Origin of the sequence: Streptomyces sp. NPDC013157 (assembly GCF_042899865.1) — a bacterium.
GTDB lineage: Bacteria > Actinomycetota > Actinomycetes > Streptomycetales > Streptomycetaceae > Streptomyces.
The window spans coordinates 272,248-296,924 of sequence record NZ_JBIBAK010000018.1 but is presented as its reverse complement, the minus strand read 5'-3'; the positions used below and the strand labels follow the sequence as shown (position 1 = coordinate 296,924).

General features: G+C 72.6%; 20 protein-coding genes. 5 read left to right on the top strand and 15 right to left on the bottom strand.

Annotated elements, in window-relative coordinates; translation table 11 throughout:
- Positions 1-136: 136 nt before the first annotated feature.
- Complete coding sequence (locus tag ACFY6U_RS41355; RefSeq protein WP_390046772.1) at positions 137-1,249, bottom strand: SDR family oxidoreductase; 1,113 nt, start codon at positions 1,247-1,249, stop codon at positions 137-139.
- A gap of 192 nt (positions 1,250-1,441) precedes the next feature.
- On the opposite strand from ACFY6U_RS41355, the gene ACFY6U_RS41350 reads away from it, so the two are divergent.
- The gene (locus tag ACFY6U_RS41350; protein ID WP_390046770.1) at positions 1,442-2,899 is read left to right on the top strand and encodes a zinc-dependent metalloprotease; all 1,458 of its coding nucleotides are present in this window, start codon (positions 1,442-1,444) and stop codon (positions 2,897-2,899) included.
- Positions 2,896-3,417, top strand: coding sequence for an NUDIX hydrolase (locus ACFY6U_RS41345; RefSeq protein WP_390046768.1), 522 nt, complete (start codon positions 2,896-2,898; stop codon positions 3,415-3,417). The genes ACFY6U_RS41350 and ACFY6U_RS41345 overlap by 4 nt, the downstream gene beginning before the upstream one ends.
- A gap of 83 nt (positions 3,418-3,500) precedes the next feature.
- On the opposite strand, the gene ACFY6U_RS41340 is transcribed toward ACFY6U_RS41345, so the two are convergent.
- From ACFY6U_RS41340 to ACFY6U_RS41325, 4 genes are all read right to left on the bottom strand, one after another.
- On the bottom strand, positions 3,501-4,256 hold the full coding sequence (locus ACFY6U_RS41340; RefSeq protein WP_390046766.1) for an AIM24 family protein: 756 nt from the start codon (positions 4,254-4,256) through the stop codon (positions 3,501-3,503).
- Positions 4,257-4,273: 17 nt separating this feature from the next.
- Positions 4,274-4,954 (bottom strand): AIM24 family protein, encoded by a 681-nt coding sequence (locus ACFY6U_RS41335; RefSeq protein ID WP_351489639.1) that lies wholly within the window; start codon positions 4,952-4,954, stop codon positions 4,274-4,276.
- A gap of 11 nt (positions 4,955-4,965) precedes the next feature.
- Complete coding sequence (locus ACFY6U_RS41330) at positions 4,966-6,612, bottom strand: TerD family protein (protein ID WP_390046764.1); 1,647 nt, start codon at positions 6,610-6,612, stop codon at positions 4,966-4,968.
- A gap of 137 nt (positions 6,613-6,749) precedes the next feature.
- Positions 6,750-7,346, bottom strand: coding sequence for a M48 family metallopeptidase (locus tag ACFY6U_RS41325; protein WP_390046762.1), 597 nt, complete (start codon positions 7,344-7,346; stop codon positions 6,750-6,752).
- Positions 7,347-7,572: 226 nt separating this feature from the next.
- Between ACFY6U_RS41325 and ACFY6U_RS41320 the strand changes: the two genes are divergently transcribed.
- Together ACFY6U_RS41320 and ACFY6U_RS41315 are read left to right on the top strand one after the other, a co-directional pair.
- Entirely contained in the window at positions 7,573-8,778 is a 1,206-nt protein-coding gene (locus ACFY6U_RS41320) for a TOMM precursor leader peptide-binding protein (RefSeq protein WP_390046760.1), read from the top strand.
- Positions 8,771-10,186 carry an ABC1 kinase family protein gene (locus ACFY6U_RS41315; RefSeq protein WP_390046758.1) on the top strand — a complete coding sequence of 472 codons (1,416 nt, stop codon included), beginning with the start codon at positions 8,771-8,773 and terminating at the stop codon, positions 10,184-10,186. Before ACFY6U_RS41320 ends, ACFY6U_RS41315 begins: the two co-directional genes overlap by 8 nt.
- Positions 10,187-10,196: 10 nt before the next feature.
- On the opposite strand, the gene ACFY6U_RS41310 is transcribed toward ACFY6U_RS41315, so the two are convergent.
- The 5 genes from ACFY6U_RS41310 to ACFY6U_RS41290 all read right to left on the bottom strand — a co-directional run bounded on the left by ACFY6U_RS41310 (position 10,197) and on the right by ACFY6U_RS41290 (position 14,090).
- Positions 10,197-10,409, bottom strand: a complete 213-nt coding sequence (locus tag ACFY6U_RS41310; RefSeq protein ID WP_351489652.1) for a hypothetical protein — start codon at positions 10,407-10,409, stop codon at positions 10,197-10,199.
- Between the two features lie 136 nt (positions 10,410-10,545).
- Complete coding sequence (locus tag ACFY6U_RS41305; RefSeq protein WP_294008740.1) at positions 10,546-10,872, bottom strand: hypothetical protein; 327 nt, start codon at positions 10,870-10,872, stop codon at positions 10,546-10,548.
- The gene (locus ACFY6U_RS41300) at positions 10,869-11,237 is read right to left on the bottom strand and encodes a WhiB family transcriptional regulator (protein WP_010984500.1); all 369 of its coding nucleotides are present in this window, start codon (positions 11,235-11,237) and stop codon (positions 10,869-10,871) included. The genes ACFY6U_RS41305 and ACFY6U_RS41300 overlap by 4 nt, the downstream gene beginning before the upstream one ends.
- A 172-nt stretch (positions 11,238-11,409) precedes the next feature.
- Complete coding sequence (locus tag ACFY6U_RS41295; protein ID WP_351489658.1) at positions 11,410-11,730, bottom strand: hypothetical protein; 321 nt, start codon at positions 11,728-11,730, stop codon at positions 11,410-11,412.
- Positions 11,731-11,894: 164 nt separating this feature from the next.
- Entirely contained in the window at positions 11,895-14,090 is a 2,196-nt protein-coding gene (locus ACFY6U_RS41290; protein ID WP_390046755.1) for an ATP-dependent DNA helicase UvrD2, read from the bottom strand.
- A 201-nt stretch (positions 14,091-14,291) separates the two neighbouring features.
- On the opposite strand from ACFY6U_RS41290, the gene ACFY6U_RS41285 reads away from it, so the two are divergent.
- Positions 14,292-14,534: a mycoredoxin gene (locus ACFY6U_RS41285; RefSeq protein WP_093499206.1), complete on the top strand. Its 243-nt coding sequence runs from the start codon at positions 14,292-14,294 to the stop codon at positions 14,532-14,534.
- A gap of 63 nt (positions 14,535-14,597) precedes the next feature.
- On the opposite strand, the gene ACFY6U_RS41280 is transcribed toward ACFY6U_RS41285, so the two are convergent.
- From ACFY6U_RS41280 to ACFY6U_RS41260, 5 genes are all read right to left on the bottom strand, one after another.
- The gene (locus tag ACFY6U_RS41280) at positions 14,598-15,200 is read right to left on the bottom strand and encodes a class I SAM-dependent methyltransferase (RefSeq protein WP_390046753.1); all 603 of its coding nucleotides are present in this window, start codon (positions 15,198-15,200) and stop codon (positions 14,598-14,600) included.
- Positions 15,201-15,210: 10 nt separating this feature from the next.
- Positions 15,211-16,155 carry an NAD(+) diphosphatase gene (nudC, locus tag ACFY6U_RS41275; RefSeq protein WP_351489667.1) on the bottom strand — a complete coding sequence of 315 codons (945 nt, stop codon included), beginning with the start codon at positions 16,153-16,155 and terminating at the stop codon, positions 15,211-15,213.
- 155 nt (positions 16,156-16,310) lie between these two features.
- On the bottom strand, positions 16,311-17,714 hold the full coding sequence (locus tag ACFY6U_RS41270) for a dipeptidase (protein ID WP_390046751.1): 1,404 nt from the start codon (positions 17,712-17,714) through the stop codon (positions 16,311-16,313).
- A gap of 10 nt (positions 17,715-17,724) precedes the next feature.
- A complete protein-coding gene (locus tag ACFY6U_RS41265; protein WP_390046749.1) occupies positions 17,725-21,234 on the bottom strand; it encodes a UvrD-helicase domain-containing protein in 3,510 nt (1,169 codons plus the stop codon).
- Between the two features lie 82 nt (positions 21,235-21,316).
- Complete coding sequence (locus ACFY6U_RS41260; RefSeq protein ID WP_390046747.1) at positions 21,317-24,655, bottom strand: ATP-dependent helicase; 3,339 nt, start codon at positions 24,653-24,655, stop codon at positions 21,317-21,319.
- Between the last annotated feature and the right edge of the window lie 22 nt (positions 24,656-24,677).

The window sequence follows — 24,677 nt, the reverse complement described above, 5'->3', positions numbered from 1 at the left end:
GTCCGGCGTTTGAGGACGAGGCCGTTCAGGCCGAAGCGGGGGTCCGGGGGCGGCAGCCCCCGAAACGGGCGGTCGAAGGGGGCCCACCCCCTGGAAGGACGGGACGGGTAGGGGCGGCGGGGGCGAGAACCCGCCCTCAGATCCGCCGCCGAGCCTTCCGCGCCCGCCGCACCACAGCCGCCGCCCCCAGCAACGCCACCGTCGCCCCCGCCGCACCCGCGGCCGTCGCATCCTTCCGCCCCAGCCGCCGCCCCACCACCGTGTGCCGCCCGGCCACCTCCTCCAGCAACTCGGCCAGCACCTCCTCGTTCGTCCACCCCGGCCGCCACCCGGCGTCATGCAGCCGGCTCCCGCTCACCACCCACGGATACATCGTGTACGCGAGATCCCCGGCCGGCGACGGCGTGAGGCCGATCCGGTGCAGCCGGGCCGCCGCCCCCAGCGCCACCGCCGACGGCAGCTCCATCCGACGGATCCCGCTGAGCTCCTCGACCTCCTCCTGCTCCAGCCACCCGTCGCACCCGACGGCGAGTTCCCCCTCGACCTTCTCCAGGACGGCGTACTCCAGCGCACTGCACAGATCCTCGACGTGACAGAACTGCCAGGCAGGCCGCGACCCCGCGACGACAAGCAGCCGAGGAGACTCGAAATACCTGGTCAGCGCGGTATCGGTACCCCCGACCAGCACCGCGGGGCGCACGACGGTGACGTTGAGTCCCGGATGCGCCCGGGGCGCCCGGCGCGCGAGCCGCTCGATCTCCAGCAGGTCGCCGACCCCGGTGGCCTCCGCGGTGGCGCGCAACTCCGCGTCCTCCGACAGCGGCAGCTCGTTGTCCGGCAGCGCGCCGTAGACCATCGCGGAGGTGCACAGCACCACGCGGTGCACTCCGGCCGCGGCCGCCGCGGTCAGCACGGTCTGCGTCCCGCGCACGTTGTAGGCCGTACGAGCGGCCGGGTCGGTCTCCAGGTCCAGGTCGAGCGCGAGGTGCACCACCACGTCGGCCCCGCGCAGCTTGTCCGCGATGGCCGGATCCCGTACGTCGAGGATGTGCCACTGGGCGGCCGCGCACTCCCCGCGCCGCTCGTCGATGGCGATGACCTGCCTGACCTCCTCGGACGCGGCCAGCCGCTCGGTGAGCAGCGCGCCGACCCCGGTCGCGGCGCCGGTGACGGCGACGACGGGCCCGCGCACCGCGGGAGGGGTTGAGTGGTTTCGCGCTGCGCGAACCTGCGGATCTGGGGAACTCACCGGGCGTCTCCAGCGGTTGTCTTCAGTACGAGCGTGAGTGACGCGTACGTACCAGGTGGCAACCATCCTGCCGCAGGCCGACTGTCGGCGAAGCACCGAGGCCCGATCGGGTCGGGGTGTCTACGCTGGGTGGTGTTGTCGGGCAGCCGCGCCGCCGGAGAGAACCGGTGGCCTTACCAGCCGAGGATTCCCGTGAGTGACACCCCATTCGGTTTCGGCCTTCCGCCGGAGGAGCCGGAAGACGGCGACGAGGGCAAGAAGAAGGACCAGCAGAGCGGCGGTGGGCAGGGACCGGCCAACCCGTTCGGTTTCGGCACACCCGGAGCCGGCGGCTTCGGCGGCCCCGGCGCCGACAATCCGTTCGCTGCCATGTTCGGTTCGCTGAACCCCACCGACCTGGGCGCGGCCTTCCAGCAGCTGGGCCAGATGCTCTCGTACGAGGGCGGCCCGGTGAACTGGGACATGGCCAAGCAGATCGCCCGCCAGACGGTCTCCCAGGGCACCTCGGACGGCGTCAAGGACGCGAGCGTCGGCCCCGCAGAGCGCACCGCGGTCCAGGAGGCCGTCCGGCTGGCCGACCTGTGGCTGGACGACGCGACGTCGCTGCCGTCCGGTTCCGGTTCGGCCGTGGCGTGGTCGCGTGCGGAGTGGGTCGAGGCGACGCTGCCGGCCTGGCAGGAGCTTGTCGACCCGGTCGCCGAGCGGGTCGGCGCCGCGATGGGCGACGTCCTGCCGGAGGAGATGCAGGCCATGGCGGGCCCGCTGATCGGGATGATGCGCTCGATGGGCGGCGCCATGTTCGGCACCCAGATCGGGCAGGCCGTGGGCGTGCTCGCGGGCGAGGTCGTCGGTTCGACCGACATCGGCCTGCCGCTGAGCCCGGCCGGCAAGGCCGCGCTGCTGCCGGCGAACATCGAGGCGTTCGGCAAGGACCTCGGTGTGCCGAAGGAGGAGGTGCGGCTGTATCTCGCGCTGCGCGAGGCGGCCCACCAGCGCCTGTTCGCGCACGTGCCGTGGCTGCGCTCGCACCTGTTCGGCGCGGTCGACGGGTACGCGCGCGGCATCAAGGTCGACACGGCCAAGCTGGAGGACGTGGTCGGCCAGTTCGACCCGCAGAACCCCGAGCAGCTCCAGGACGCGCTCCAGCAGGGCATGTTCCAGCCGGAGGACACGCCCGAGCAGAAGGCCGCCCTGGCCCGTCTGGAGACGGCTCTGGCCCTGGTCGAGGGCTGGGTCGACGCGGTGGTCCACGCGGCCGCGAAGCCGCGTCTGTCGTCGGCGGACGCGCTGCGCGAGACCCTGCGCCGCCGCCGTGCCACGGGCGGCCCCGCGGAGCAGACCTTCGCCACCCTGATCGGCCTGGAGCTGCGTCCGCGCCGGCTGCGCGACGCCTCCCGGCTGTGGGCCTCGCTCACGGACGCGCGCGGTGTCGACGGCCGGGACGCCCTCTGGGCGCACCCGGACATGCTGCCGACGGCGTCCGACCTGGACGACCCGGACGGCTTCGTGCACCGCGAGCAGCTGGACTTCTCCGAGCTGGACAAGATGCTCGGAGAGGCCGCGCAGAAGCCCGACCTGCGCAAGAAGGACGCCCAGGAGCAGGGCGACCAGGACAAGGGCGAGCAGGACAGGGGCGACGACACCGAGTGAGCCTGTACGACGACGCGGTCCTCGTCCTCAAGGGGTACGAGGGCCAGGACGAGCTGCGCCAGGCCTACCTGGACCACCTCGCGGCACACCCGGACGGCATGTGGAAGGCGTGTCACGCCGGCCATGTCACGGCGAGTGCGCTGGTCGTCGACCCCGAGCAGGGGCGGGTGCTGCTGACCCTGCACAGGAAGCTGCGGATGTGGCTGCAGATGGGTGGCCACTGCGAGCCGGGCGACGCCACGCTGGCGGCCGCGGCCCTGCGGGAGGCGACCGAGGAGTCCGGCATCCCCGGGCTGACACTGCTGCCGGGCGGCCCGGTCCGCCTGGACCGGCACCCGATCCCGGCGCCGTGCCACTGGCACTTCGACGTCCAGTACGCGGCCCTCGCCCCGCGGGGTGCCGCCCACACGATCAGCGACGAGTCCCTCGACCTGCGCTGGTTCGCCTACGACGAGGTGCCGGACGTCGCCGACGACTCGGTCGTACGGCTGCTGGAAAGGACCCGCGCGCGGCTCTGACCCGGGATTTCAGAGAGTTCGACGCAGATGTAAGGGGCGCCCGCCATGGCGGGCGCCCCTTACTTTGCGAGTCTGCGCGGCCCTCAGCTCCAGACGTTGCCCTGGTTCATCCCGCGCGCTCCCTGCTGGCCCATGCCGAACTGGGCGGCGACGCCCTGGCCGATCTGCGCGTGCTGCGGCGGCAGCAGTTCACTCGGCTGGACCAACGCGAAGCCACTTCCCATGAAGCTCAGCTCCCAGCCCTCCCCGGTGTTGCCGCGGCGCCGCCACACGCCCGAGGAATGCGTCTGGGCCTGCATCTGGACGCGCAGCCCGGTGGACCAGGCGACGATCGCGTCGGCGTCGCAGTTGACGTACTTGTCGGGCGTGACCTGCATCAGCAGCGGCGCGCCCGAGGTCATCAGGGCGACCTTGCCGCGTCCGGTGATGTTGAGCTGGTACTTCCCGGACCCGGAGATGCCGTAGAGGCTGTCGACGGCGACGACCTCGTAGTGCAGCGAGGAGTCCATGGCGAGGACGTAGCCGCTGTCCACGGTCAGACCGTCCTGCTCGACGTCCAGGACGTGGATGTGCTGGGCGAGGTTGGCGAAGTAGACGGTGCCCTGCCCGTGGCAGCGCATCAGGTCCAGGCCCTCGCCGGTGTACGCACGCGCGCGTGCCTGGTTGTGGCCCTGGTACTCGGCGTCGAACTCCACGAGCCCCTGGTAGGCGACCATGGTGCCCTTGCGGGCGAGGATGTCGTCGTGGCCCTCCAGGACGACCCGCAGCATCTGCTTGTTCTGCAGGCTGTAGCGGTCCCGGGCCTGGGAGTCGTTGAAGGCGAAAAGCGGGCTCTGCATGGTTTCCTGACTCCCCCTCAGCCCCGGAACCGGAGGCGGTCGGTGCTGTCCTCGCTGGGCTGGACGACGACGATGCCCTGGCCGGAGAAGGCCATCTGGTAGGCCTCGCCGCTGCCCCGGCCGATCAGCGACTGCGCCTTGAAGCTGCGCTTGCCCTTCACCTTGAGGTTCGGGGACCAGGCGACCAGTGCGTCCGGGTCGACGTACGTCTCGTCCTCGCCGCCGCCGCAGTCGACGACGATCGGCTTGCCCCGGGAGGTCAGCGCGACCCAGCCCTGCCCGGAGATCTTGGTGTTCCACAGCCCCTGACCGGCGAACTTCGCGAGCCCCTTGACCCGCTCCACGCCCCACGTCAGATGGGCGTCGAAGGCGAGCAGGTTGGTGGCGTTGACGGAGATGCCGTCGCCGTTGAGGTTGATGACGACGACGTTCGCGCCGTAGTCGGCGAGGTAGAGCAGGCCGTCGCCGGAGCACTTCATCAGGGGCGCGCCTTCGCCGGTCATCCAGTCCCGGGCGATCTGGCGCACGGCCGGCGGGTTGGGCTCGTACTGGACGAAGCCCTCGTAGGCGACCATCGACCCCACGCGCGCGAGGAGGTCGTTGCCGGTCTGCATGGCGACCTTGAGCATGTGGTCGCCGTGGTTCTCCATGCGGGCGGTGACGGGTGCGGGGGCGTAGCCCGCGAGCGGCTGGTTCATGACGGGCTCCCTCAGACCTCGTACGGCTGGACGACGATGAAGTTCCCGGGCGCGCCCCGGAACTGCAGGTTGACGCTCTCCCCGGTGTCGCCCGGATAGGCGTTGCGGCGCATCCGGACCTGGCTGGAGACGATCACCTGCGACGCCGCCGACCAGGCGACGATCGCGTTGCAGTCGGCGAAGGTCGTCGGCGTGACGGGCAGCACGACGGGCGTGCCGTGCGTCTTGACGACGATCGTGCCGGTGCCCTGGAACTGCATCGTGAACAGCGCGCCGCCGGGGATGCCGTGTCCCTCGATGCGGCGGACCTCGTACTGGAGGCTCTCGTCGAAGGCGAGGACGCTCTCGGCGGAGACGCAGATGGCGTCGCCCTGGAGCTCGATCGGGTGCAGATGGGCTGAGTTCTCGGCGAAGAACACCTGGCCGTTGCCGGTGCAGCGCATCAGCTGCATCTCCTGGCCGGTGGCGTTGCCGACGATCCGGCCGGCGAACCCGGCGCCCTTGTAGCTGAAGTCGACCTTGCCCTGGTACAGCACCATGCTGCCCTGCCGGGCCAGCACCGGCTGCCCGCCCATCCCGAGGTCGGCGCGGATGAGCTTGCTGTTCTGCGGGGTCCAGCGCTGCCCGGTGGGCGTCTCCTTGAACTTCTGGAGCGCGGCACCGACACCGGCACCGCCCTGGGGAGCGCCCTGCGGGACCGCGTAGCTCTGCTGCCCGGGGACCTGGCCGAACGGCGGCTGCTGTCCGTAGCCCGGGGGCGGGGTCGGAGCCTGGGGCGCCTGCGGGTAACCGGGCGGCGGGCCAGGAGTCTGCGGGGGCGCCGGGGGCTGGCCGTAGCCGGGCGGGGCGGGCGGCTGGCCGTAGGGCGCGGGCGCCGGGGGCGGGGGCGGCACCGTGCCGGGCGCCGGCGGGGTCAACGGGGCGATAACGGTGGGCGCATGGTGCACATTCGAAGCCGGCGCCGGACCGGGGGCCGGCGGCGGGGTGAAGCCCTGGGGGGCGGGCGCGGGCGGCGGGGTGGGCGCGGGGGCCGGCGCGGGCGCGGAGGGAACCCCGAACGCGGGCGGCGCGAAGCCGGGCGCGGATCCGGTCTGCGGCTGCTGCGGCTCCGGCGCGGCGGGCGCCTCCTCCTCCAGCACCTCGCCGCCGAAGTTCTTCAGCAGCGCCTCCAGACCGCCGTCGAAGCCCTGGCCGACGGCGGCGAACCGCCACACGTCCTTCAGGTAGAAGTCGCCGAGCATCACAGCGCGCTCGGTGGAGAACTCCGAGCCGTTGAAGGAGTACCGGGCCACTTCCTCGCCGCCCGCGACGATCCGGATGTACCCGGGGGCGACCTGCGACATCTGCCCGGCGCCGTCGATGGTCGCCGTGAACGCCAGCTTCTGGATCTGCGGCGGGATCCGGTCCAGCGTGACCCGGAAGGACTCCGTGTCGCCCGCCTGCGTGCCGAGCAGCTGGATGGACTCCTCGGGCGACTTCGGCTGGTTGAAGAAGACGAAGTAGCGGTCGTCCGACAGCCGTTCGTCGGCGTCGAGGCCGAAGCAGCTGATGTCGAAGGTCAGCCCGGGGCCGGAGATCTGCACGCCTACGTACAGATCCGTGCCGGCCGTGAGGTCACTGATCCTGGCCTTGTGGCCGCGTTGGAATTCCCTGGCCATGCGTTACGACCGTCCCCCATCCCGAATGTGAGTGCGTCGCGCCAGGCTAACGGCTAACTCGGACATCGGAAGAAGTCGGTACAGACCCGGTACACAACCGCGCTCAGCGGCCCCGAAGGGAGCGCTCCCGGGGTGCGTCACTCATCGCGCGCGCCGGGCACGTGGGGCAGCCGGTCGGCCGCGACCACCCCTTCGAGGTAGCCGCGGGCACGCTCGGTCCGCGGATACGCCTCGAGCAGCCGCCAGAACCGGGGGCCGTGACCCGGCACCAGCAGATGCGCCAGTTCATGGCAGAGCACGTAGTCGACAACGTATTCGGGCATGCCCTGGAGCCGGTGCGAGAGGCGGATACTGCCCTCGGAGGGGGTGCACGAGCCCCAGCGGGTGTTCTGGTTGGTGACCCAGCGCACCGAGGCCGGGCGGGCCCGGCCGCCGAAGTACTGCGCCGACAGCCGCGCGGCGCGCTCGGCCAGTTCGGCGTCGCCCAGCACTCGCTTGCTCTCCTGGGCAGCGAGTTTGTTGAGCATGACGGTCACCCAGCGTTTCTCCTCCGCCTCGGACATCCGGGCGGGGATCAGCACGACGGTGCGATCGCCCTCGCGGTACGCAGAAACGGTCCGGCGGCGCCGGGTGCTCCTGCGAACCTCGATCGCGCTCGCCCCCAAGCCGCTGGGCGGCTGGCTCGTCGTGCTGCGCTGTGGCTTTCCGGCGCGGTGCAGTGGGTCGGCGGGCACGCCCCGACGTTACCCGCTGCATACGGGGGAAGTCCCGGGTCCGGGACGGTTCGGTGCCGATCCCCCACCATGCGTCTGATTTGTACGACGAATACCCACCGCCTGTGGACAACTTTCGGCGCCCGCCGGGCGGCCGGGGCATGCTGGCACTCGTCGGCGGAGCAGGACCGGCTCCACCGGCACACGGGGACGTTCTGTGACTTTTCGACGGCTACGGGGGCCTGTCATGCATCCGTTGGTGAAGCCCGCGCTGCGGCGCGGCTGGCGCGACCTCAACACCGTGCAGTTCGGGATGACTCCCGCGCACGCGATGACACTGGGGCCGATGGACACGGCGACCGGGAGCTTCCTGGACCTGCTCAACGGCGCCCGGGGACTTGAGCTGCTGCGCGAGGAGGGGCGCCGCATGGACATGCCGGACGGCCATGTCGACGCGCTGGTGGACCGGCTGTCGCGGGCCGGACTGGTCGACGACGCACAGGGCGGCGGGCCCGCGGCACAAGCGTTGCGTGAGAAGCAGGAGGTGCTGGAGCGGCTGCGCCCCGATCTCGCCTCGCTCTCCCTGACCACCCCGGAGCCGGGCGGCGCGATCGGCCGGCTGGCGGCCCGGCGGGCGCTGCGGGTGCGGGTGGACGGCGCGGGCCGGGTCGGTGTGACGCTGGCCGCGCTGCTGTCGGGCGCGGGTGTCGGCGAGGTCGATGTGCGGGACGTGGGCCGGGTCCAGCCGTGGGACGTGGCGCCGGGCGGACTGCCGGCGGAGGCGGTCGGCGAGCGCCGTGCCGAGGCCGCACGCAGAGTGGTCCGCCGGTCCGCCCCGGACCGCCCGCCGCGCCGCCCGGACCCGGCCGTGGAGGAGCCCGGCCTGGCACTGGTGATCATCGCCCCGCGCGACGACGTCCTGGTGCACGCCCCGGACGCCCGCGCCGCCGAGCCGCTCATGGCCTCGGGGACCCCTCATCTCTACACGGGTGTCGTGGAGGGCACGGGTGTGGTCGGCCCCCTCGTCCTGCCCGGTGGTTCGGGCTGCGCGCGCTGTCTGCACGAGCACCGCACGGACCGGGATCCGGCCTGGCCGCGCCTGGTCGCCCAGTGGCGGTCCGGGCGGGCCCGCCGGGTGGGCGCCTGCGATCTGACACTGGCGGCGGCCGTGGCCGGGCTGGCCGCCGCACACGCCCTGGCCTTCCTCGACGGGGAGCCGCCGGTCGGCGCGGGGGCCCGATGGGAGGCCTCCGTGCCGGTTCTGCACTGGCACGCACGGCCGGTCTGGCCGCACCCCGCATGCCCGTGCGGAGCGGCGGAGAAAGCTAAGGGGGAACACTCCTCAACCAACGGGGATCCACACGCGACAATGGTGGTGCAACGGCCGTCGGCGAAGCGACGAGAGCACGCGGACGCGGCACGGCCGACTGGGACTTGGAGGGCGCATGTCTGATCTTCCTCGGAAGGCGGTCACCCGGACCGCCAAGCTCGCCGCGCTCCCGCTCGGCTTCGCCGGCCGGGCGACCTGGGGTCTGGGCAAGCGCATCGTGGGCGAGTCCGCGGAGATCGTCGGGCGGGAGCTCCAGCAGCGCACCGCGGAGCAACTGTTCAAGGTTCTGGGCGAGTTGAAGGGAGGGGCGATGAAGTTCGGGCAGGCGCTGTCCGTCTTCGAGTCGGCCCTCCCGGAGGAGGTCGCCGGCCCCTACCGGGCGGCCCTCACCAAACTCCAGGACGCCGCGCCGCCGATGCCGACCCGCACCGTGCACGCGGTGCTCACCGAACGCCTCGGGGAGGACTGGCGCGAGTTGTTCCTGGAGTTCGAGGACAAGCCCTCTGCGGCGGCCTCGATCGGCCAGGTGCACCGGGCCGTGTGGCAGGACGGCCGGGCGGTGGCGGTCAAGGTGCAGTACCCGGGAGCCGGTGAGGCCCTCCTCTCCGACCTGGGACAACTGAGCCGGTTCGCCCGCCTGTTGGGGCCGCTGATCCCAGGTATGGACATCAAGCCGCTGATCGCGGAGCTGCGCGACCGGGTCTCCGAGGAACTGGACTACTCCCTGGAGGCACAGGCCCAGGCCGCGCACGCGGAGGAGTTCGCGGGCGACACCGACGTGGTGGTGCCGGCGGTGGTGCACCAGTGCGACCAGGTGCTGGTCACGGAGTGGATCGACGGGATACCGCTCTCCGAGATCATCTCTCAGGGTACGCAGGAGCAGCGCGACCGGGCCGGTCAGCTTCTGGCCCGCTTCCTGTTCTCGGGCCCGGCCCGCACCGGCCTGCTGCACGCCGACCCGCACCCCGGCAACTTCCGCCTGCTGCCCGGTGCGCCGGAGGACGAGGAGGAGTGGCGCCTCGGCGTGCTGGACTTCGGCACCGTCGACCGTCTCTCCGGCGGCCTGCCCAGCCCGATCGGCGACTCCCTGCGGATGACGCTGGACGGTGACGCCGAGGCGGTCTACGAGCTGCTGTGCGCGGAGGGGTTCGTCAAGGAGTCCATAGAGCTGGACCCCGACGCCGTCCTGGACTATCTGCTGCCGATCATCGAACCGGCCCAGGTCGACGAGTTCACCTTCACCCGCAACTGGATGCGCAGCCAGGCGGCCCGGATCGCGGACCCTCGCAACCCGGCCCACCAGTTGGGCAAGCAGCTCAACCTGCCGCCGGCCTACCTCCTGATACACCGGGTGACCCTGAGCACCATCGGCGTGCTGTGCCAGCTGGGCGCGACGGTGCGGCTGCGGGAGGAACTGCAGGCATGGCTGCCCGGGTTCGTACCCGAGGAACTCGAAGGGGCCGAGGAACTCGAAGGGGCCGAGGAAGCGGGGGAAGCCGAAGTGGCCGAGGCAGCCGTGGAGGCGCAGTAGGGGGCCCGGTTCACCACCAGGACGAGTCGAGCCGGCCCTCGATCGCTCTGAGGTTGTCCCTGGAGCAGGCGTCGCAGAAGAACTGGCGGACGCCGTTCTCCACGGAGCAGGTCCAGGTGACGGGCGGGGGGCCGTCGGCCGGGGTGCCGCAGCGGGCGCACACGAGAGGGTGGGGCTCCGTGGCGGAGCCGCCGTGATCACTGCCTCCGGGAAGACTCGTCACCCGCTGACGATAACTCCGCCGTGGGTGGATCAGCGGGCACAACGCACCGCGGGGGCCGGTCCGTTCGGCCGGACCGGCCCCCGCGGGGAGCTTTCGCCTCCCGGGGTCGGGAGGCAACCGCTTCAGGTGTACTGGGTTACTGCATCACGGCGATGGCGAGCGCACGGCGGGCACGCATCGAGGCGCGCTCGGCCCGGCGCTGCATCCGGCGAGCGGTCGCCAGGCGCACGGCCCGGCGTTCCTGCTCGGCCTCGTGCAGTCGCTCGTGCATATGCGCACGAGCCAGAGCTTCTGGGATGAGTTGCATCTCTCGGGTCCTGTTCTGACGCGAGCCGGTGTCGGTACCGGCAGTGGTGAAGTCTGGGGTCGCGGAGCCTGCGGGCTCGCTGGTGGACGGCTTCATCGGGGCCTGCTTCTTGGGATCGTGCGTGAGGGGACGGTCGATCGTTCCGTGGATGTTCATGCCGTGACCGGGTTCTTGCGCGGGCGGCCACGCGGCCGCTTCCGGGCGACGACGACACCCTGGACGAACAGCTCGCCACCCCAGACGCCCCAGGGCTCACGCCGCTCCTTGGCCCCGGCGAGGCAGGCCTCGATCAGCGGGCAGGTGCGGCAGAGGGACTTGGCGTACTCGACGTCCGCCGGCGACTCGGCGAAGAAGACCTCCGGGTCGTAGGAGCGGCAGGGGACGGGTACGCCGAGGTTCTCGATGGCGTCGTCGAGCGCGGTGAGCGCGGTGAGCGGGATCAAGGTGGAGTCCTCCGTGAGGCCGGGCGGGGGGATCGTTTCGGAAGGCGGTACGGACGGGGCGTGCGCTTCGAGTTGCACGGCTGTTCTTCCTCGTCTGGTCGTGCCGGTCGGGTTCGACCGGTTGGCGGCTGGTACCGGGTTCTGCTCTTGCCCCGAGGCCCCTTCGGTCCGCTCTCCCCGTTCGGGGAAAACAGAAGGGCCGCGGATCCCGGATGGGGTTCCGCGGCCCTGAAGGCGCCGGCCTGATCGATCAGGCTGGATCACTCCAGGGTTCTGGCCCACGGAAGGCCCACATCAGGTGGTGCTGCGTCGTCTGCTTCCGGCTACCGGCACCGGCCGCCGTAAAGGCATAGGCCTTCGCCTGTGCCGCTACTGCTTCCAGTGCCTTCGTCGGTCGCTCATTGCGCTCACGGACGGGAAGACCCGCGAGAGAAACGGAGGACGCCGGACGCACGGCAGGAATGCCGGACAGACCGGTGCCCAGGTTCGAGACGCCGAGCATGCACACGGAGACGGCCGAGAGATCGGTCATTTTGGCCGCGCTGATGATGCTGGTCTTGATGCTGATCACTGGACTCGCCTCCTCTCGGCGTCTAGGGGACCGGTGTTGAGCCGATCCGCTCGGATATGCAAGTACAACACGGAACCGGGCCTTCGAGAAGGCCGCCGTTTCCGTGCCTAGAACCTATGGGGATTGCCGGGGCATGCGCAAACTATTTTTTCGACGAGTTCGCATCAGTCCCCCACTTCTTCTCCCTCGGGCTCCTGGCCTGCGCAGATGGCCAGAACATCGGCGCCGTAACGGTTGAGCTTGCGCATGCCGACACCGGGGATGCGGGCCAGCTCGCGGTCGTCGTCCGGAGCGCTCTCGGCGATGGCCATCAGCGTCCTGTCGGTGAAGACGCAGAAGGCGGGCTGGCCGCTGAGCCGGGCCTGGTCGGCACGCCATTCGCGCAGCCGCTCGTAGAGGCCCTCGTCCATGTCGGACGGGCAGCCGTCGCAGCGCATCAGTTTCATCTCGCCGGCATCGGTCAGCGTGCGTCCGCAGACCCGGCACCGGGCGGGACTGCGCTGGGTGCGCCGGGGCGTGGCCGCGGGGCCGCCGGTGAAGCCGCGTTCGACACCGGCGCCACCGGCGCCGCCCGCGCGGCCGACGGTGCCGGTGGAGCCGGGGCGCAGACCGTCCAGGAAGTGACTGGGCCTGCGGCCGGGTCTGCCGCCGGGGGTCCGGGAGAGGGACCAGGAGACATGGAGCCGTTCCCTGGCGCGGGTCACGCCGACGTAGAGGAGGCGGCGTTCCTCCTCGATCTGTTCGTCGGTCTTCGCATAGGTGATCGGCATCATGCCCTCGGCGACGCCGACCAGGAAGACGACGTCCCACTCCAGGCCCTTCGCCGAGTGCAGGGAGGCGAGGGTGACGCCCTGGACGGTCGGGGCGTGCTGGGCACCCGCGCGCTCGTCGAGTTCGGCGACGAAGTCGGCGAGGGTGGCTCCGGGCCGGGCGGCGGCGACGTCGTGGGCGAGGTTGACCAGGGCGGCCAGCGACTCCCAGCGCTCCCGGACCGCGCCGGAGCCGGCCGGGGGCTCGGTGGTCCAGCCCTCCCCGGACAGAACGGCACGCACCTGGGAAGGCAGGTCGACGGTGTCGTCGAGCAGCGCGTCGTTACCGCCGAAGCGGGCCGCGGCGCGCAGGGCCACGCCCGCCTTGCGCACCTCGGGCCGGTCGAAGAACCGCTCGGCACCGCGCAGCTGGTAGGGCACTCCGGCGTCGGCGAGAGCCTGCTCGTAGGTCTCGGACTGGGAGTTCGTCCGGAAGAGGATGGCGATCTCGGCGGCCGGGACGCCGGCGTCGACGAGTTCCCGGATGCGGCGGGCGGCCCCCTCGGCCTCGGCCGGCTCGTCGGTGTACTCGGTGTAGACGGGCTCGGGTCCGGCGGGGCGCTGCGAGATCAGCTCCAGGCGGTGGTCGGCGGCCCGGCCGCGGGCCTGGGCCAGCAGGCCGTTGGCGAGGTGGACGACCTGGGGTGTGGAGCGGTAGTCACGGACCAGCTTGACGACGGTCGCCCCGGGGTGGCGGGTGCGGAAGTCGAGCAGGTGGTCGGGGGTTGCTCCCGTGAACGAGTAGATGGTCTGGCTGGCGTCGCCGACGACGCACAGGCTGTCGCGGTCGCCGAGCCACAGTTCCAGCAGCCGCTGCTGGAGCGGGCTGACGTCCTGGTACTCGTCGACGACGAAGTGCTGGTACTGGGCGCGGACCTGGTCTGCGATGTCGTGCCGGTCCTGCAGGATGCCGACGGTCAGCAGCAGGACGTCCTCGAAGTCGATGACCGTGCGGTCGCGCTTGAGGTCCTCGTAGACCGAGTAGACCTGGGCGATCTCGGCGGGGTCGCGGGGGGCCTCCCGGCCGGCCTTCACGGCTGCAAGGGCGTAGTCGGCGGGGACGGTCTGGGTGACCTTGGACCACTCGATCTCGGCGGTGACGTCCCGCAGCTCACCCCGGTCCAGGCGGATGCGGCAGGCGGCGGCCGCGTCGGCGACGAGCTGGATCTTGCGGTCGACGAGCCGGGGCAGGGAGCCACCGATCACTTTCGGCCAGAAGAACTGGAGCTGGCGCAGCGCGGCCGAGTGGAAGGTGCGGGCCTGCACTCCCTGGGCGCCGAGCTGGCGCAGCCGGCCGCGCATCTCCCCGGCGGCGCGGTTGGTGAAGGTGACGGCGAGCACGCTGGACGGCTGGAGGATGCCGGCCCGCACCCCGTAGGCGATCCGGTGGGTGATCGCCCGGGTCTTGCCGGTACCGGCCCCGGCCAGCACGCACACCGGACCGTGCAGGGCGGTCGCCACCGCGCGCTGCTCGGGGTCGAGCCCGTCGAGCACCGCGTCGGCAGAGTCCGGTACCGGCGGGAAGAGGGAGGAGTGCGTTGCTGCTGTCACATGGCCATGCTGCCAGGTCGCCGGAGACGGCAGTGCCGGTTGTCCACAGGCAGCCCCGCGCAGTCGTACTAATGCGGCAGGCGTCACTCACGCCCTTGCGGCAGGCGTCGCTCGGCGCCCGTGTCACGGGAATGGCGGGCGGGTCGCGTACGTTCCCTCCCTGGACGACCTTCCCCGACCTGCCGAAGGAGTGCGAGCGAGATGCAGGGCACTGTGACGATGTACAGCACCACGTGGTGCGGCTACTGCCGCCGGCTGAAGAGCCAGCTGGACCGCGAGGGCATCGCGTACACCGAGATCAACATCGAGCAGGACCCGGAGTCGGCCGCGTTCGTGGAGAAGGCGAATGGCGGAAACCAGACGGTCCCCACGGTGCTCTTCGCGGACGGCTCGACGCTGACGAACCCGTCGCTGGCCCAGGTGAAGCAGAAGATCAGCGCGTAGCTCTCCCGGTACGTCGCCGCACGAAGCGGCCCCTGACTCGCTTCAGGGGCCGCTTTCGTATGTTCAGACCGGCTTGTCCCACACCAGCGTGTAGCGCCACAGCAAGCGGCGCCGGAAGCGGCGCCCGGGAAGCAGATGTGCGGTGGACCGCCGGACTTCTCGCCAGGTCATGATCGGGTCCTCGACGGGCATGCCGGCGGGGCCCCGTTTGCCGCCGCGCCGGCGCGCGGTCAGCAGGCTGGCGGGGGCCCCGCAGCCGCTGATGACCCGGTCCAGCAGGGTGTGGTCGTGCGCCAGGCCGACGACGACCAGGCGGCCACCGGGCGCGAGCAGCCCCACCAGCCGTTCGATCGCGTCGTCGAAGGGGGCGTGGTGGATGACGGCGACCGCGCTGACGAAGTCGTAGCCCTCCTCGTCGAGAGCGGCGGCGCCGAGGTAGTCGCCTTCCAGGAAGGTGACGTTCCCGGCCTCCCGCTTGCGTGCCTGGCTGATCATCTCCGCCGACCGGTCCACGCCGGTCACCGACTCCGCCCTGGTCGCGAGCCTGGCGGCGAGCAGACCGTCGCCGCAGCCGACGTCCAGGGCGGCTCGGCAGCCGTCCGGCACCGCGTCCAGCACCACGGGGTGGTAGTGGACGTTGTGGTTCCAGTACTCCTCTGCGGTCATGACGGCCGTCTCAGACGAAGCTCCTCGTCGGCAGCGGCTTGCCGTACCACATCTCGATCAGGCGGGCCGCGATCGAGATGCCGTACGGCGGCAGGACGTCGCCGGAGTCGAAGGCGGCGCCCAGTTCGTCGCGGGAGAACCAGCGGGCCTCGTGGATCTCGTCGCCGTCGACGTTGATCTCGGTCGAGGTCGCCCGGGCCATGAAGCCGAGCATGAGGCTGGACGGGAACGGCCAGGGCTGGCTGGCGACGTACTCGACCGGGCCGACGGTGACGCCGACCTCCTCGAAGACCTCGCGGCGCACCGCCTGCTCGATGGACTCGCCGGGCTCCACGAAGCCGGCGAGCGTGGAGAAGCGGCCCTCGGGCCAGTGGACCTGGCGGCCGAGCAGGATGCGGTCCTCCTCGTCGGTGACGGCCATGATCACGGCGGGGTCGGTGCGCGGGTAGTGCTCGGCGCCGCAGGCGGGGCAGCGGCGGATGTGACCGGCGGCGGCGATGACCGTGCGCTCGCCGCAGCGGGAGCAGAAGCGGTGGGTTCGCTGCCAGTTCTCCAGGCCGACCGCGTGCACCATCAGGCCGGTGTCCCGGGGGGACAGCAGCAGTCCGGCCTCGCGCAGGCCGGCGGGGCGTGCGGACTGGTCGATACGGCCGGGCAGGGCGTCCTTCTGGAGGGCGAAGTAGCTGACGCCGTCCTCGTCGGTGCCCAGGAAGTAGCGGTGTGCCTCGGTGAGGGGGGCCTCGAAGGAGGGTGTCATGACGAGTTCGGTGCGGCCGTCGGGCGTCTCGTCGATGAGGACCTGGCCGCCGGAGACCACGAAACAGCGGGTGTCGGGGTGGCTCCACGCCGCCGCGAGCCAGGCTTCGTCGAGCCGGTGGTGGGCGGCGCGGTCGATGCCGCTCGGGGCGGTGAGCGAGATGGGTCGGTCGGCGGTGTGGTCGGTCCAGGTGGTCACGGGTGCTTCCAACTCCCCCAGTGCAACGGATGTTTCAGCGGGCGGTTCAGCGGGACGAAGGTCGGGAGGAGAACAGGTGGGGCGGGGGCGGGGCGGGCGGGGCGGCCCTTCCAGTGTGCCCCGCCCGCGGTGCCGCTCCGGACGGCGTCGGTGGCTCAGGGGGCATGGCGCCAGTTATCGGCGAGGTCGCCCCACAGGTAGGCACTGGTCTCGACGCCCTTGAGGAGGAGGTCCAGCTCGACCTTCTCGTTCGGGGCGTGCCAGCCGTCGGAGGGGACGGAGATGCCCAGGAAGAGGACGGGTGCGCCGAGCACGTCCTGAAGGTCCGCGGCCGGTCCCGAGCCACCCGATCGGGTGAACCGGATCGGTCCCTCGAAGGCCCGGCCCATGGCGCGGGCGAGTGACTGGAGGCCGGGGTGGTCGAGCGGCGTCAGGCACGGGCGTGTGGCCGGCAGGAAGGTGATCTCGGCGCGGATCCCGGCGGGGATCCGCTCGGTGGCCCAGGCCCGGACGATCTTCTCGATGTGCTCGGGTTCCTGTCCGGCGACCAGCCGGAACGAGAGCTTCAGCAGGGCCGAGGACGGGATGATCGTCTTGCTGCCGGGGCCCTGGTAACCGCCGCCGATGCCGTTGACCTCGGCGGTGGGCCGGGCCCAGACGCGCTCCAGGGTGGTGTGCCCGGCCTCGCCCTCGGTGGCGTACGAATGCGCCTCGCGCAGCCAGCTCTCCTCGTCGAACGGCAGCTCGGCCCAGAGCTGCCGTTCGCGGTCGCTGAGCTCGACGATGCCGTCGTAGAAGCCGGGGATCGCCACGCGCGCGTGCTCGTCGTGCAGGGCGGCGACCAGGCGGCCCGCGACGGTGGCGGGGTTGGGGACGGCGCCGCCGAAGGCGCCGGAGTGGATGTCCTGGTCGGGGCCGTGCAGGACGATCTGGCACTCGGCGAGCCCACGCATGCCCGTGCACACGGTGGGGGTGTCCTCGGACCACATGCCGGTGTCGGAGACGATCACGGCGTCGGCGGCGAGCCGCTCGGCGTGCTGCTCGACCAGGGCCCGGAAGTGCGGCGAGCCGGACTCCTCCTCGCCCTCGATCAGCAGCTTGAGGTGCACGGCGGGTGCGGTGCGGCCGGTGGCGGCGAGGTGGGCGCGGACGCCGAGTGTGTGGAAGAACACCTGGCCCTTGTCGTCGGCCGCCCCGCGCGCGTAGAGCCGGTCGTCCCGGACGACCGGCTCGAAGGGATCGCTGTCCCAGCCGTCCTCGCGGGCGGCGGGCTGGACGTCGTGGTGGCCGTAGACCAGGACCGTGGGCGCCGCCGGGTCGCCGGCGGGCCACTCGGCGAAGACCGCCGGGGCGCCCGGTGTCTCCCAGACCTCGGCGGTCGGGAAGCCGGTCTCCGTCAGTCTGGCGGCGAGCCAGTCGGCGCTGCGGCGTACATCGGGGGCGTGGTCGGGCTGGGCCGACACGGAGGGGATGCGCAGCCATTCGGCGAGGTCGGCGAGGAAGGCGGCGCGGTGCTCCTCGATGTACGTGCGGACGGCGCTGTCCGGGGTCTGGCTCATGGTCACGAGCCTATCGGCCCGGACCGACATCCTCGGCGGGCGGTTCGTCACACTCAGCTTGCCCGATGATCAGTCTTTCCAGGGCGGCCCGGTCCGGCAGACCTTCCGGTCGTTCGACCTCGCCGGTGCGTACGTGCACGAACGCGGCCGTGACCGACTCGGGCGGCACACCCTGCTGCTCGGCCCAGCCGATCCGGTAGATCGCCAGCTGGAGCGGGTCGGCGGGGCGGGTACGGCTGGTCTTCCAGTCGACGATCTCGTACGTCGTCCCGTACGCCGCGCCGTCGGCGTGGTCCGTCCGGTAGACGGCGTCGATGCGGCCCCTGACGACCCGGCCCGCGAGGGAGAGCTGGAAAGGGGCTTCGACTCGGTACGGCGTTCGGTGCGCGTACTCGGTGCGTTCGAAGGCCTCCTTGAGGGCTTCGAGGTCGCGTTCGTCGGCGATCTCGGCGTCGCTGCCGGGCAGCTCGTCGGGCTCCAGCATGGGCAGCGTGAGCTCCTCGAAGCGCGCCTCGACCCAGGCGTGGAACCGGGTGCCCCGGCGTGCGGCCGGCTGCGGGGGGCGCGGCATGGGGCGCGCGAGTTCCTGTGCGAGCCCGTCCGGGTCCTCGGCCAGCCGCATCAGCTGGGTCGCGGAGAGAGCGGCGGGGAGGGGAACGTCGGTGACGTTCCGCCGGGCGCGCAGCAGCTCTCCGGTGAGCGCGTCGAGGTCACGGTCCCAGGATGCGATGGTGCGGGCTTCCTCGGGGGTGAGGAGGGCTTCCTCCGCAGCGGGGAGGGTGCGCGCGGGTTCCAGGGTGCTGTCAGGTGCCGGCGTGCGCCCGGCGGGCCCGGCCTGGTGCGGGACCGTGGGGCGGTCGGTGCTCCAGGAGTCCCAGTCGGCGGAGTCCGCATCCGGGAGGTCGTCCTCGTAGGGGTCGGGTTCCTCGTCCTCGGGCGGCGGGGGCCAGTCCGGGTCCTCGACGGCGGCCGCAACGTGGTCGGCGGGAGCGCCTCCGCCGGTTTCGGCCGTGAGGGCGTCCAGGTGGGCGAGGACGGTCTCGGCGGCCGCGCGGCGGCGGGCCAGGGCGGCCGTGTCCAGCGGCAGCGGCCAGACCTGGTCGGCGCTCGCCGTGTGCAGGGCGGGGTTCTCCTCGTCCTCCTCGGGTTCGTCGGCCCAGGCCTCGATCTCGCCGTGCCCGGTGGCGCAGTGGTCGTGGAGGGCCCGGAGGAAGTCGGAGGGGCCGCGCGGCTTCTTCTGGCTGGGGCCCCACCAGTGGCCGGAGCCGAGGAGCAGGGAGCGGGGGCGGGTGAAGGTGACGTAGCCGAGGCGCAGTTCCTCGGTGTGCTGGTGCTCCTTCATGGCCTCGTGGAAGGCCTTCATGCCCCGCGAGTCCCAGGCCTCGACGTCGGGCAGGGTGGCGGTGTCGCCGCGCAGGGCGTGCGGGAGCACCTTGGCCTGGGCGGTCCACTTCTCGCGGCCCTGGCTGCTCGGGAAGGTGCCCTTGACCAGTCCGGGGACGGCGACGACGTCCCACTCCAGGCCCTTGGACTTGTGCGCGGTGAGCACCTTGACGGTGTTCTCGCCGCCGGGCAGGGCGTTGTCGAGGCCCTTCTCGTACTGGGCGGCGGTGCGCAGGAAGCCGAGGAAGGCGAGCAGGGTCGCCTCCTGGTCGCCGGCCGCGAAGGAGGCGGCGACGTCCAGGAAGTTGGAGAGCGTCTCGCGGCGGCGGGCGGCCAGCGCGTGCGGGGACGCGGACAGCTCCACCTCCAGGCCGGTGACGGCGAGGACGCGGTGCAGGACGTCCATCAGCGGGTCGGACAGGGAGCGGCGCAGCTCGCGCAGCTCGGTGGCGAGCCGGGCGAAACGCACGCGCGCGTCCGGTGAGAACGGCAGCCCGTCGTCCCCCTGCCCGGCCCGGTCGCCGTCGAACGGCAGCTCCAGGAACGTGTCCAGGGCATCCGCGAGGGATATCACCTCGGCGGGGTCGACCCCCTCGACGGCCTCGGCGAGCCTGCGGTCCGGGTCGTCGGCATCGCCCACGCGCGCGTGGGTCACGAGCAGCCGGGCGCGTCGGCCGAGGAGGGCCAGGTCGCGGGGGCCGATGCGCCAGCGCGGGCCGGTCAGCAGCCGGACCAGGGAGGCGTTGGCTGCCGGGTCCTGGAGCACCTCGCAGACGGCGACGAGGTCGGCCACCTCGGGCAGGTGCAGCAGCCCGGAGAGGCCGACGACCTCGACGGGGACGTCACGGGCGACGAGGGCGCCCTGGATCTCCGCGAAGTCGGTCGCGGTGCGGCACAGGACCGCGATCTCGCCGGGTGCGGTACCGGTGCGGACGAGGTGGGCGACCGAGTCGGCGATCCAGTTCATCTCCTCGGCGTGGGTGCGCAGCAGGGCGCAGCGGACCGTGCCGTCCCGCTCGGCACCCGGGGCGGGGCGCAGGGCCTCCACGCCCGCGTGCAGGGCGCGCAGCGGCTCGGCGAGGCCGTTGGCGAGGTCGAGGAGGCGGCCGCCGCTGCGGCGGTTCTCGCTGAGCGCCTGGCGGGTGGCGGGGCGGCCGTCGGCGTGCGCGAAGTGCTCGGGGAAGTCGTCCAGGTTGGCGACGGAGGCGCCGCGCCAGCCGTAGATGGCCTGGCAGGGGTCGCCGACCGCGGTCACGGGGTGGCCGGTGCCGCCGCCGAACAGGCCCGCCAGCAGGACGCGTTGGGCGACCGAGGTGTCCTGGTACTCGTCGAGGAGGACGACCCGGAACTCGTCGCGCAGCAGTCGGCCCACCTCGGCGATGCCGGACAGCGCCGCGGACAGCGCGATCTGGTCGCCGAAGTCGAGCAGGTCCCGCTCCCGCTTTGCGGCCCGGTAGCGGACGACCAGCTCGGCCAGTTCGCGGCGTGCGGCGGCCGCATCGGGGACCTTGCGCAGGTCGGCGTTGCCGAGCTTCACGCCTGCCAGGGTGTTCAGCAGTCCGGCGTCCCAGGCCCGCAGGTCCTCGGGGCGTACCAGGTGTTCGGCGAGCTCGGAGTCGAGGGTGAGCAGGTCGCTGACCAGGTCGGCGAAGGAGCGGGTGAGGGCGGGGTAGGGGCCGGGGGCCTCGCGCAGGACGCGTGCGGCGAGCTGGTAGCGGGTGGCGTCGGCGAGCAGCCGGGAGCTCGGCTCCAGGCCGATGCGCAGGCCGTGGTCGGTCAGCAGCCGTCCCGCGAAGGCGTGGTACGTGGAGATGACCGGCTCGCCCGGCGGGTGGTCGGGGTCGATGACGTCGGGGTCGGTGACGCCGGCCCTGACGAGTGCCTTGCGGACGCGTTCGGCGAGCTCGCCGGCCGCCTTGTTGGTGAAGGTCAGACCGAGGACCTGCTCCGGGGCCACCTGTCCGGTGCCGACCAGCCAGACCACCCGGGCCGCCATCACCGTCGTCTTGCCCGACCCGGCCCCGGCCACGATCACCTGCGGGGCGGGCGGCGCGGTGATGCAGGCCGTCTGCTCCGGGGTGAACGGGATGCCGAGGAGCTCCTTGAGCTGCTCGGGGTCGGTGATACGGGCGGGCATGAGGAAAGAGGCTAGCGGCGGGCACTGACAATCGGTAAATGCACTGACACTCGGTGAAACAGCGCCATCGATGGCACACCGCTCACTCCACCACGTGCCGCCCCTCCGGCCGCGCGCTGCACGAGGCGCGGAACGCGCAGTGGGTGCAGTACTGGCCGGTGGTCGGCGCGAACCGTTCGTCGAGGACCTTGCCGGCGGCGGAGGCCAGCAGTTCTCCGACCCACTCCCCCTCCAGCGGTTCCTGCGCCTGCACCTTGGGCAGGCTCTCGCCGCCGTCGCGCTGGGCGGCACCCTGTCTGAGGTGGACCAGTTCGGCGCCGCCGGGCTCAGGCCGTACGCCGTCGAAGACGTCGTCGACGGCGCCCTCGCGGACCGCGAGCTGGTAGACGGCGAGCTGCGGGTGCCGGGCCACCTCGGCCGCGCTGGGCGCCTGTTTGCCGGTCTTGAAGTCGACGACGTACGCGCGTCCCTCGCCGTCCGCCTCCACCCGGTCCATCTGGCCGCGGATGCGCACCTCGTAGTCGCCCGCTCCGAGGGTGACGTCGAAGTCCTGCTCACTGGCGACCGGGGTGCGTGCGGTGCGGTCCAGGACGTGCCACTTCAGGAAGCGTTCGAGCGCCACGCGCGCGTTGTCCTTCTCCTGCGCCGACTTCCAGGGCGCGTCGAAGGCGAGCGCGTTCCACACCGAGTCCAGCCGCTCCATGAGGACGGCGAGGTCGGCGGGGGTGCGTCCGGAGGCGACCTCGTCGGCGAGGACGTGCACGACGTTGCCGAAGCCCTGGGCGGTGGTGGCGGGCGCGTCGGCCTTCACCTCGCGGCCCAGGAACCACTGGAGGGAGCAGGTGTTGGCGAGCTGGTCGAGGGCGCTGCCGGAGAGCACCACGGGCTGGTCGCGGTCGCGCAGCGGCACCTTGCTCTCGGTCGGCTCGAACATGCCCCACCAGCGGTAGGGGTGTGCGGACGGCACCAGGGGGCGGCCGTCCTCGTCGGCGAGGGCGGCCAGGCGGGCCAGGCGGCGGGCGGCGGCCTCTCGCAGGGTGTCGGACGCGCGCGGGTCGACGGTGGTCGCGCGCAGTTCGGCGACCAGGGCGGCCACGGCGAGCGGGCGACGGGGGCGTCCGGTGACGTCCTGGGGTTCGGCGCCCAGTTCGGTGAGGAACCGGGAGGGCTGGTCACCGTCGTCCGCGGGGGCCTTCACGGCGGTGACGACGAGGCGTTCACGCGCGCGCGTGGCGGCCACGTAGAACAGGCGGCGCTCCTCGGCGAGCAGCGCGCCCGGGGTGAGCGGTTCGGCGAGTCCGTCGCGGCCGATGCGGTCGGCCTCCAGGAGCGAGCCGCGGCGGCGCAGGTCCGGCCACAGGCCCTCCTGGACGCCGGCCACCACGACCAGGCGCCACTCCAGGCCCTTGGCGCGGTGCGCGGTCATCAAGCGTACGGCGTCGGGGCGTACCGCGCGGCCGGCGAGGGTGTCGGCGGCGATGTCCTCGGCCTCGATCTCCGCGAGGAAGTTCAGCGCGCCCCGGCCGCCGCTGCGCTCCTCCGCGCGGGCGGCGGTGGCGAACAGGGCGCACACGGCGTCCAGGTCACGGTCGGCGTTGCGGCCGGCCGCGCCGCCGCGCCGGGCGGAGCGCTCCAGGCGGGAGGGCCAGGGCGTGCCGTTCCACAGGACCCACAGCGCCTCCTCGGCCGTACCGCCGCTCGTCAGGCGCTCCCTGGCCCGGCTGAGCAGCGCACCGAGCCGCTGCGCCCCACGCGCGTACCCGGGATCGTGCACGGCCAGGCGCTCGGGCTCGGCGAGCGCCCGTGCGAGCAGTTCGTCCGACGGGGGCGGGAACGCGTTGCCGGCCGCCCGCTCCTCGTCGCGCAGGGCACGGCCGAGGCGCCGCAGGTCGGCCGCGTCCATGCCGGCGAGGGGGGAGGTGAGCAGGGTGAGCGCGGTCTCGGTGTCGAGCCAGCAGGGGGGCGCTTCCTCCTGAGTGCTCGCGGCCCCCTCCCGGTCGCTCCCGACCTCCTCGCGGGCGCTCGCGGCATCCGCGGCCGCCACCGCCCGCAGCGCCGTCAGCAGGGGCGCCACCGCCGGTTCGTGGCGCAGCGGGACGTCGTCGCCGTCGATGTCCAGGGGCACGCCGGCCGCGGTGAGGGCGCGGCGGACCGTCGGGATGGTGTGGGACCCGGCGCGCACCAGGACGGCCATGTCGCTCCAGCGCACGCCGTCCTCCAGGTGCGCCCGGCGCAGGATGTCGGCGATGTTGTCCAGCTCGGTCCCGGACGTCGGGTACGTGTAGACCTCGACACGGCCGCCGTCCCGCGCGGCGGTCAGCTCGCGGTGCGCGCGCACCTTGTCGGCGGGCAGCCGGGTCAGCGGCATCCGCTGGGTCAGCAGCCGGGTCGCGGCCAGCAGACCGGCCCCGGAGCGGCGGGACGTGCGCAGCACCTGCACCGGGGCGGGGCGGCCGTCCACGCGTGCGAAGGCCGACGGGAAGTCCAGGATGCCGTTCACGTCGCCGCCGCGGAACGTGTAGATCGACTGGTCCGGGTCGCCGAACGCGACCAGGGTGCGGCCGCCGCCGGCCAGGGCGTGCAGCAGGCGCACCTGGGCCGGGTCGGTGTCCTGGTACTCGTCGACGTACACGGCGTCGTAACGCCCTGCGAGGTCCAGGGCGACCTCGGGGCGGTGGGCGATCAGCACCGCGCGGTGGACGAGTTCGGCGTAGTCGAGGACGCCCTGGAGGTCGAGGACGTCGAGGTACTCGGCGAGGAAGGCGGCCGCGGCCCGCCAGTCGGGGCGCCCGATTCGGCGGGCGAAGGCGTCCAGGGCGGCCGGGTCCAGGCCCAGTTCGCGGCTGCGGGCGAGGACCGCGCGGACCTCGTCGGCGAAGCCCCGGGTGGTGAGGCAGGCGCGCAGTTCGTCGGGCCAGCGCACATGGTCCAGCCCGAGCCGCTCCAGGTCGGGCTGGCCGGCGAGCAGTTCACGGACGGCGACATCCTGCTCGGGGCCGGACAGCAGCCGCAGCGGGTCCGCGAACAGACCGCTGTCCTGGTGGGCGCGGACCAGGGCGTAGCAGTACGAGTGGAAGGTGGTCGCCCGGGGCGCGCGGGCCGCGCCCACCCGCAGGGCCATGCGGTCGCGCAGCTCGACGGCGGCCTTGCGGCTGAACGTCAGCACCAGGATCCGCTCGGGGTCCGCGCCGCGGGCGATGCGCGCGGCCACGGACTCCACCAGGGTCGTGGTCTTGCCGGTGCCGGGACCGGCGAGGACGAGCAGCGGACCGGACCCGTGGTCAACCACGGCGCGCTGTGCGGCGTCCAGACGAGGGGGATCCACGTCGGCCGGCGGGGTACGGACCAGTCGGTAAGCGCCACGGTTCCCCTGCCGCACCTGGAGGTGCGGCAGGCGCCTGGTGGAGGAAGAGGAGCTCACGTGGTTCGCCGGTCCTGGTGGG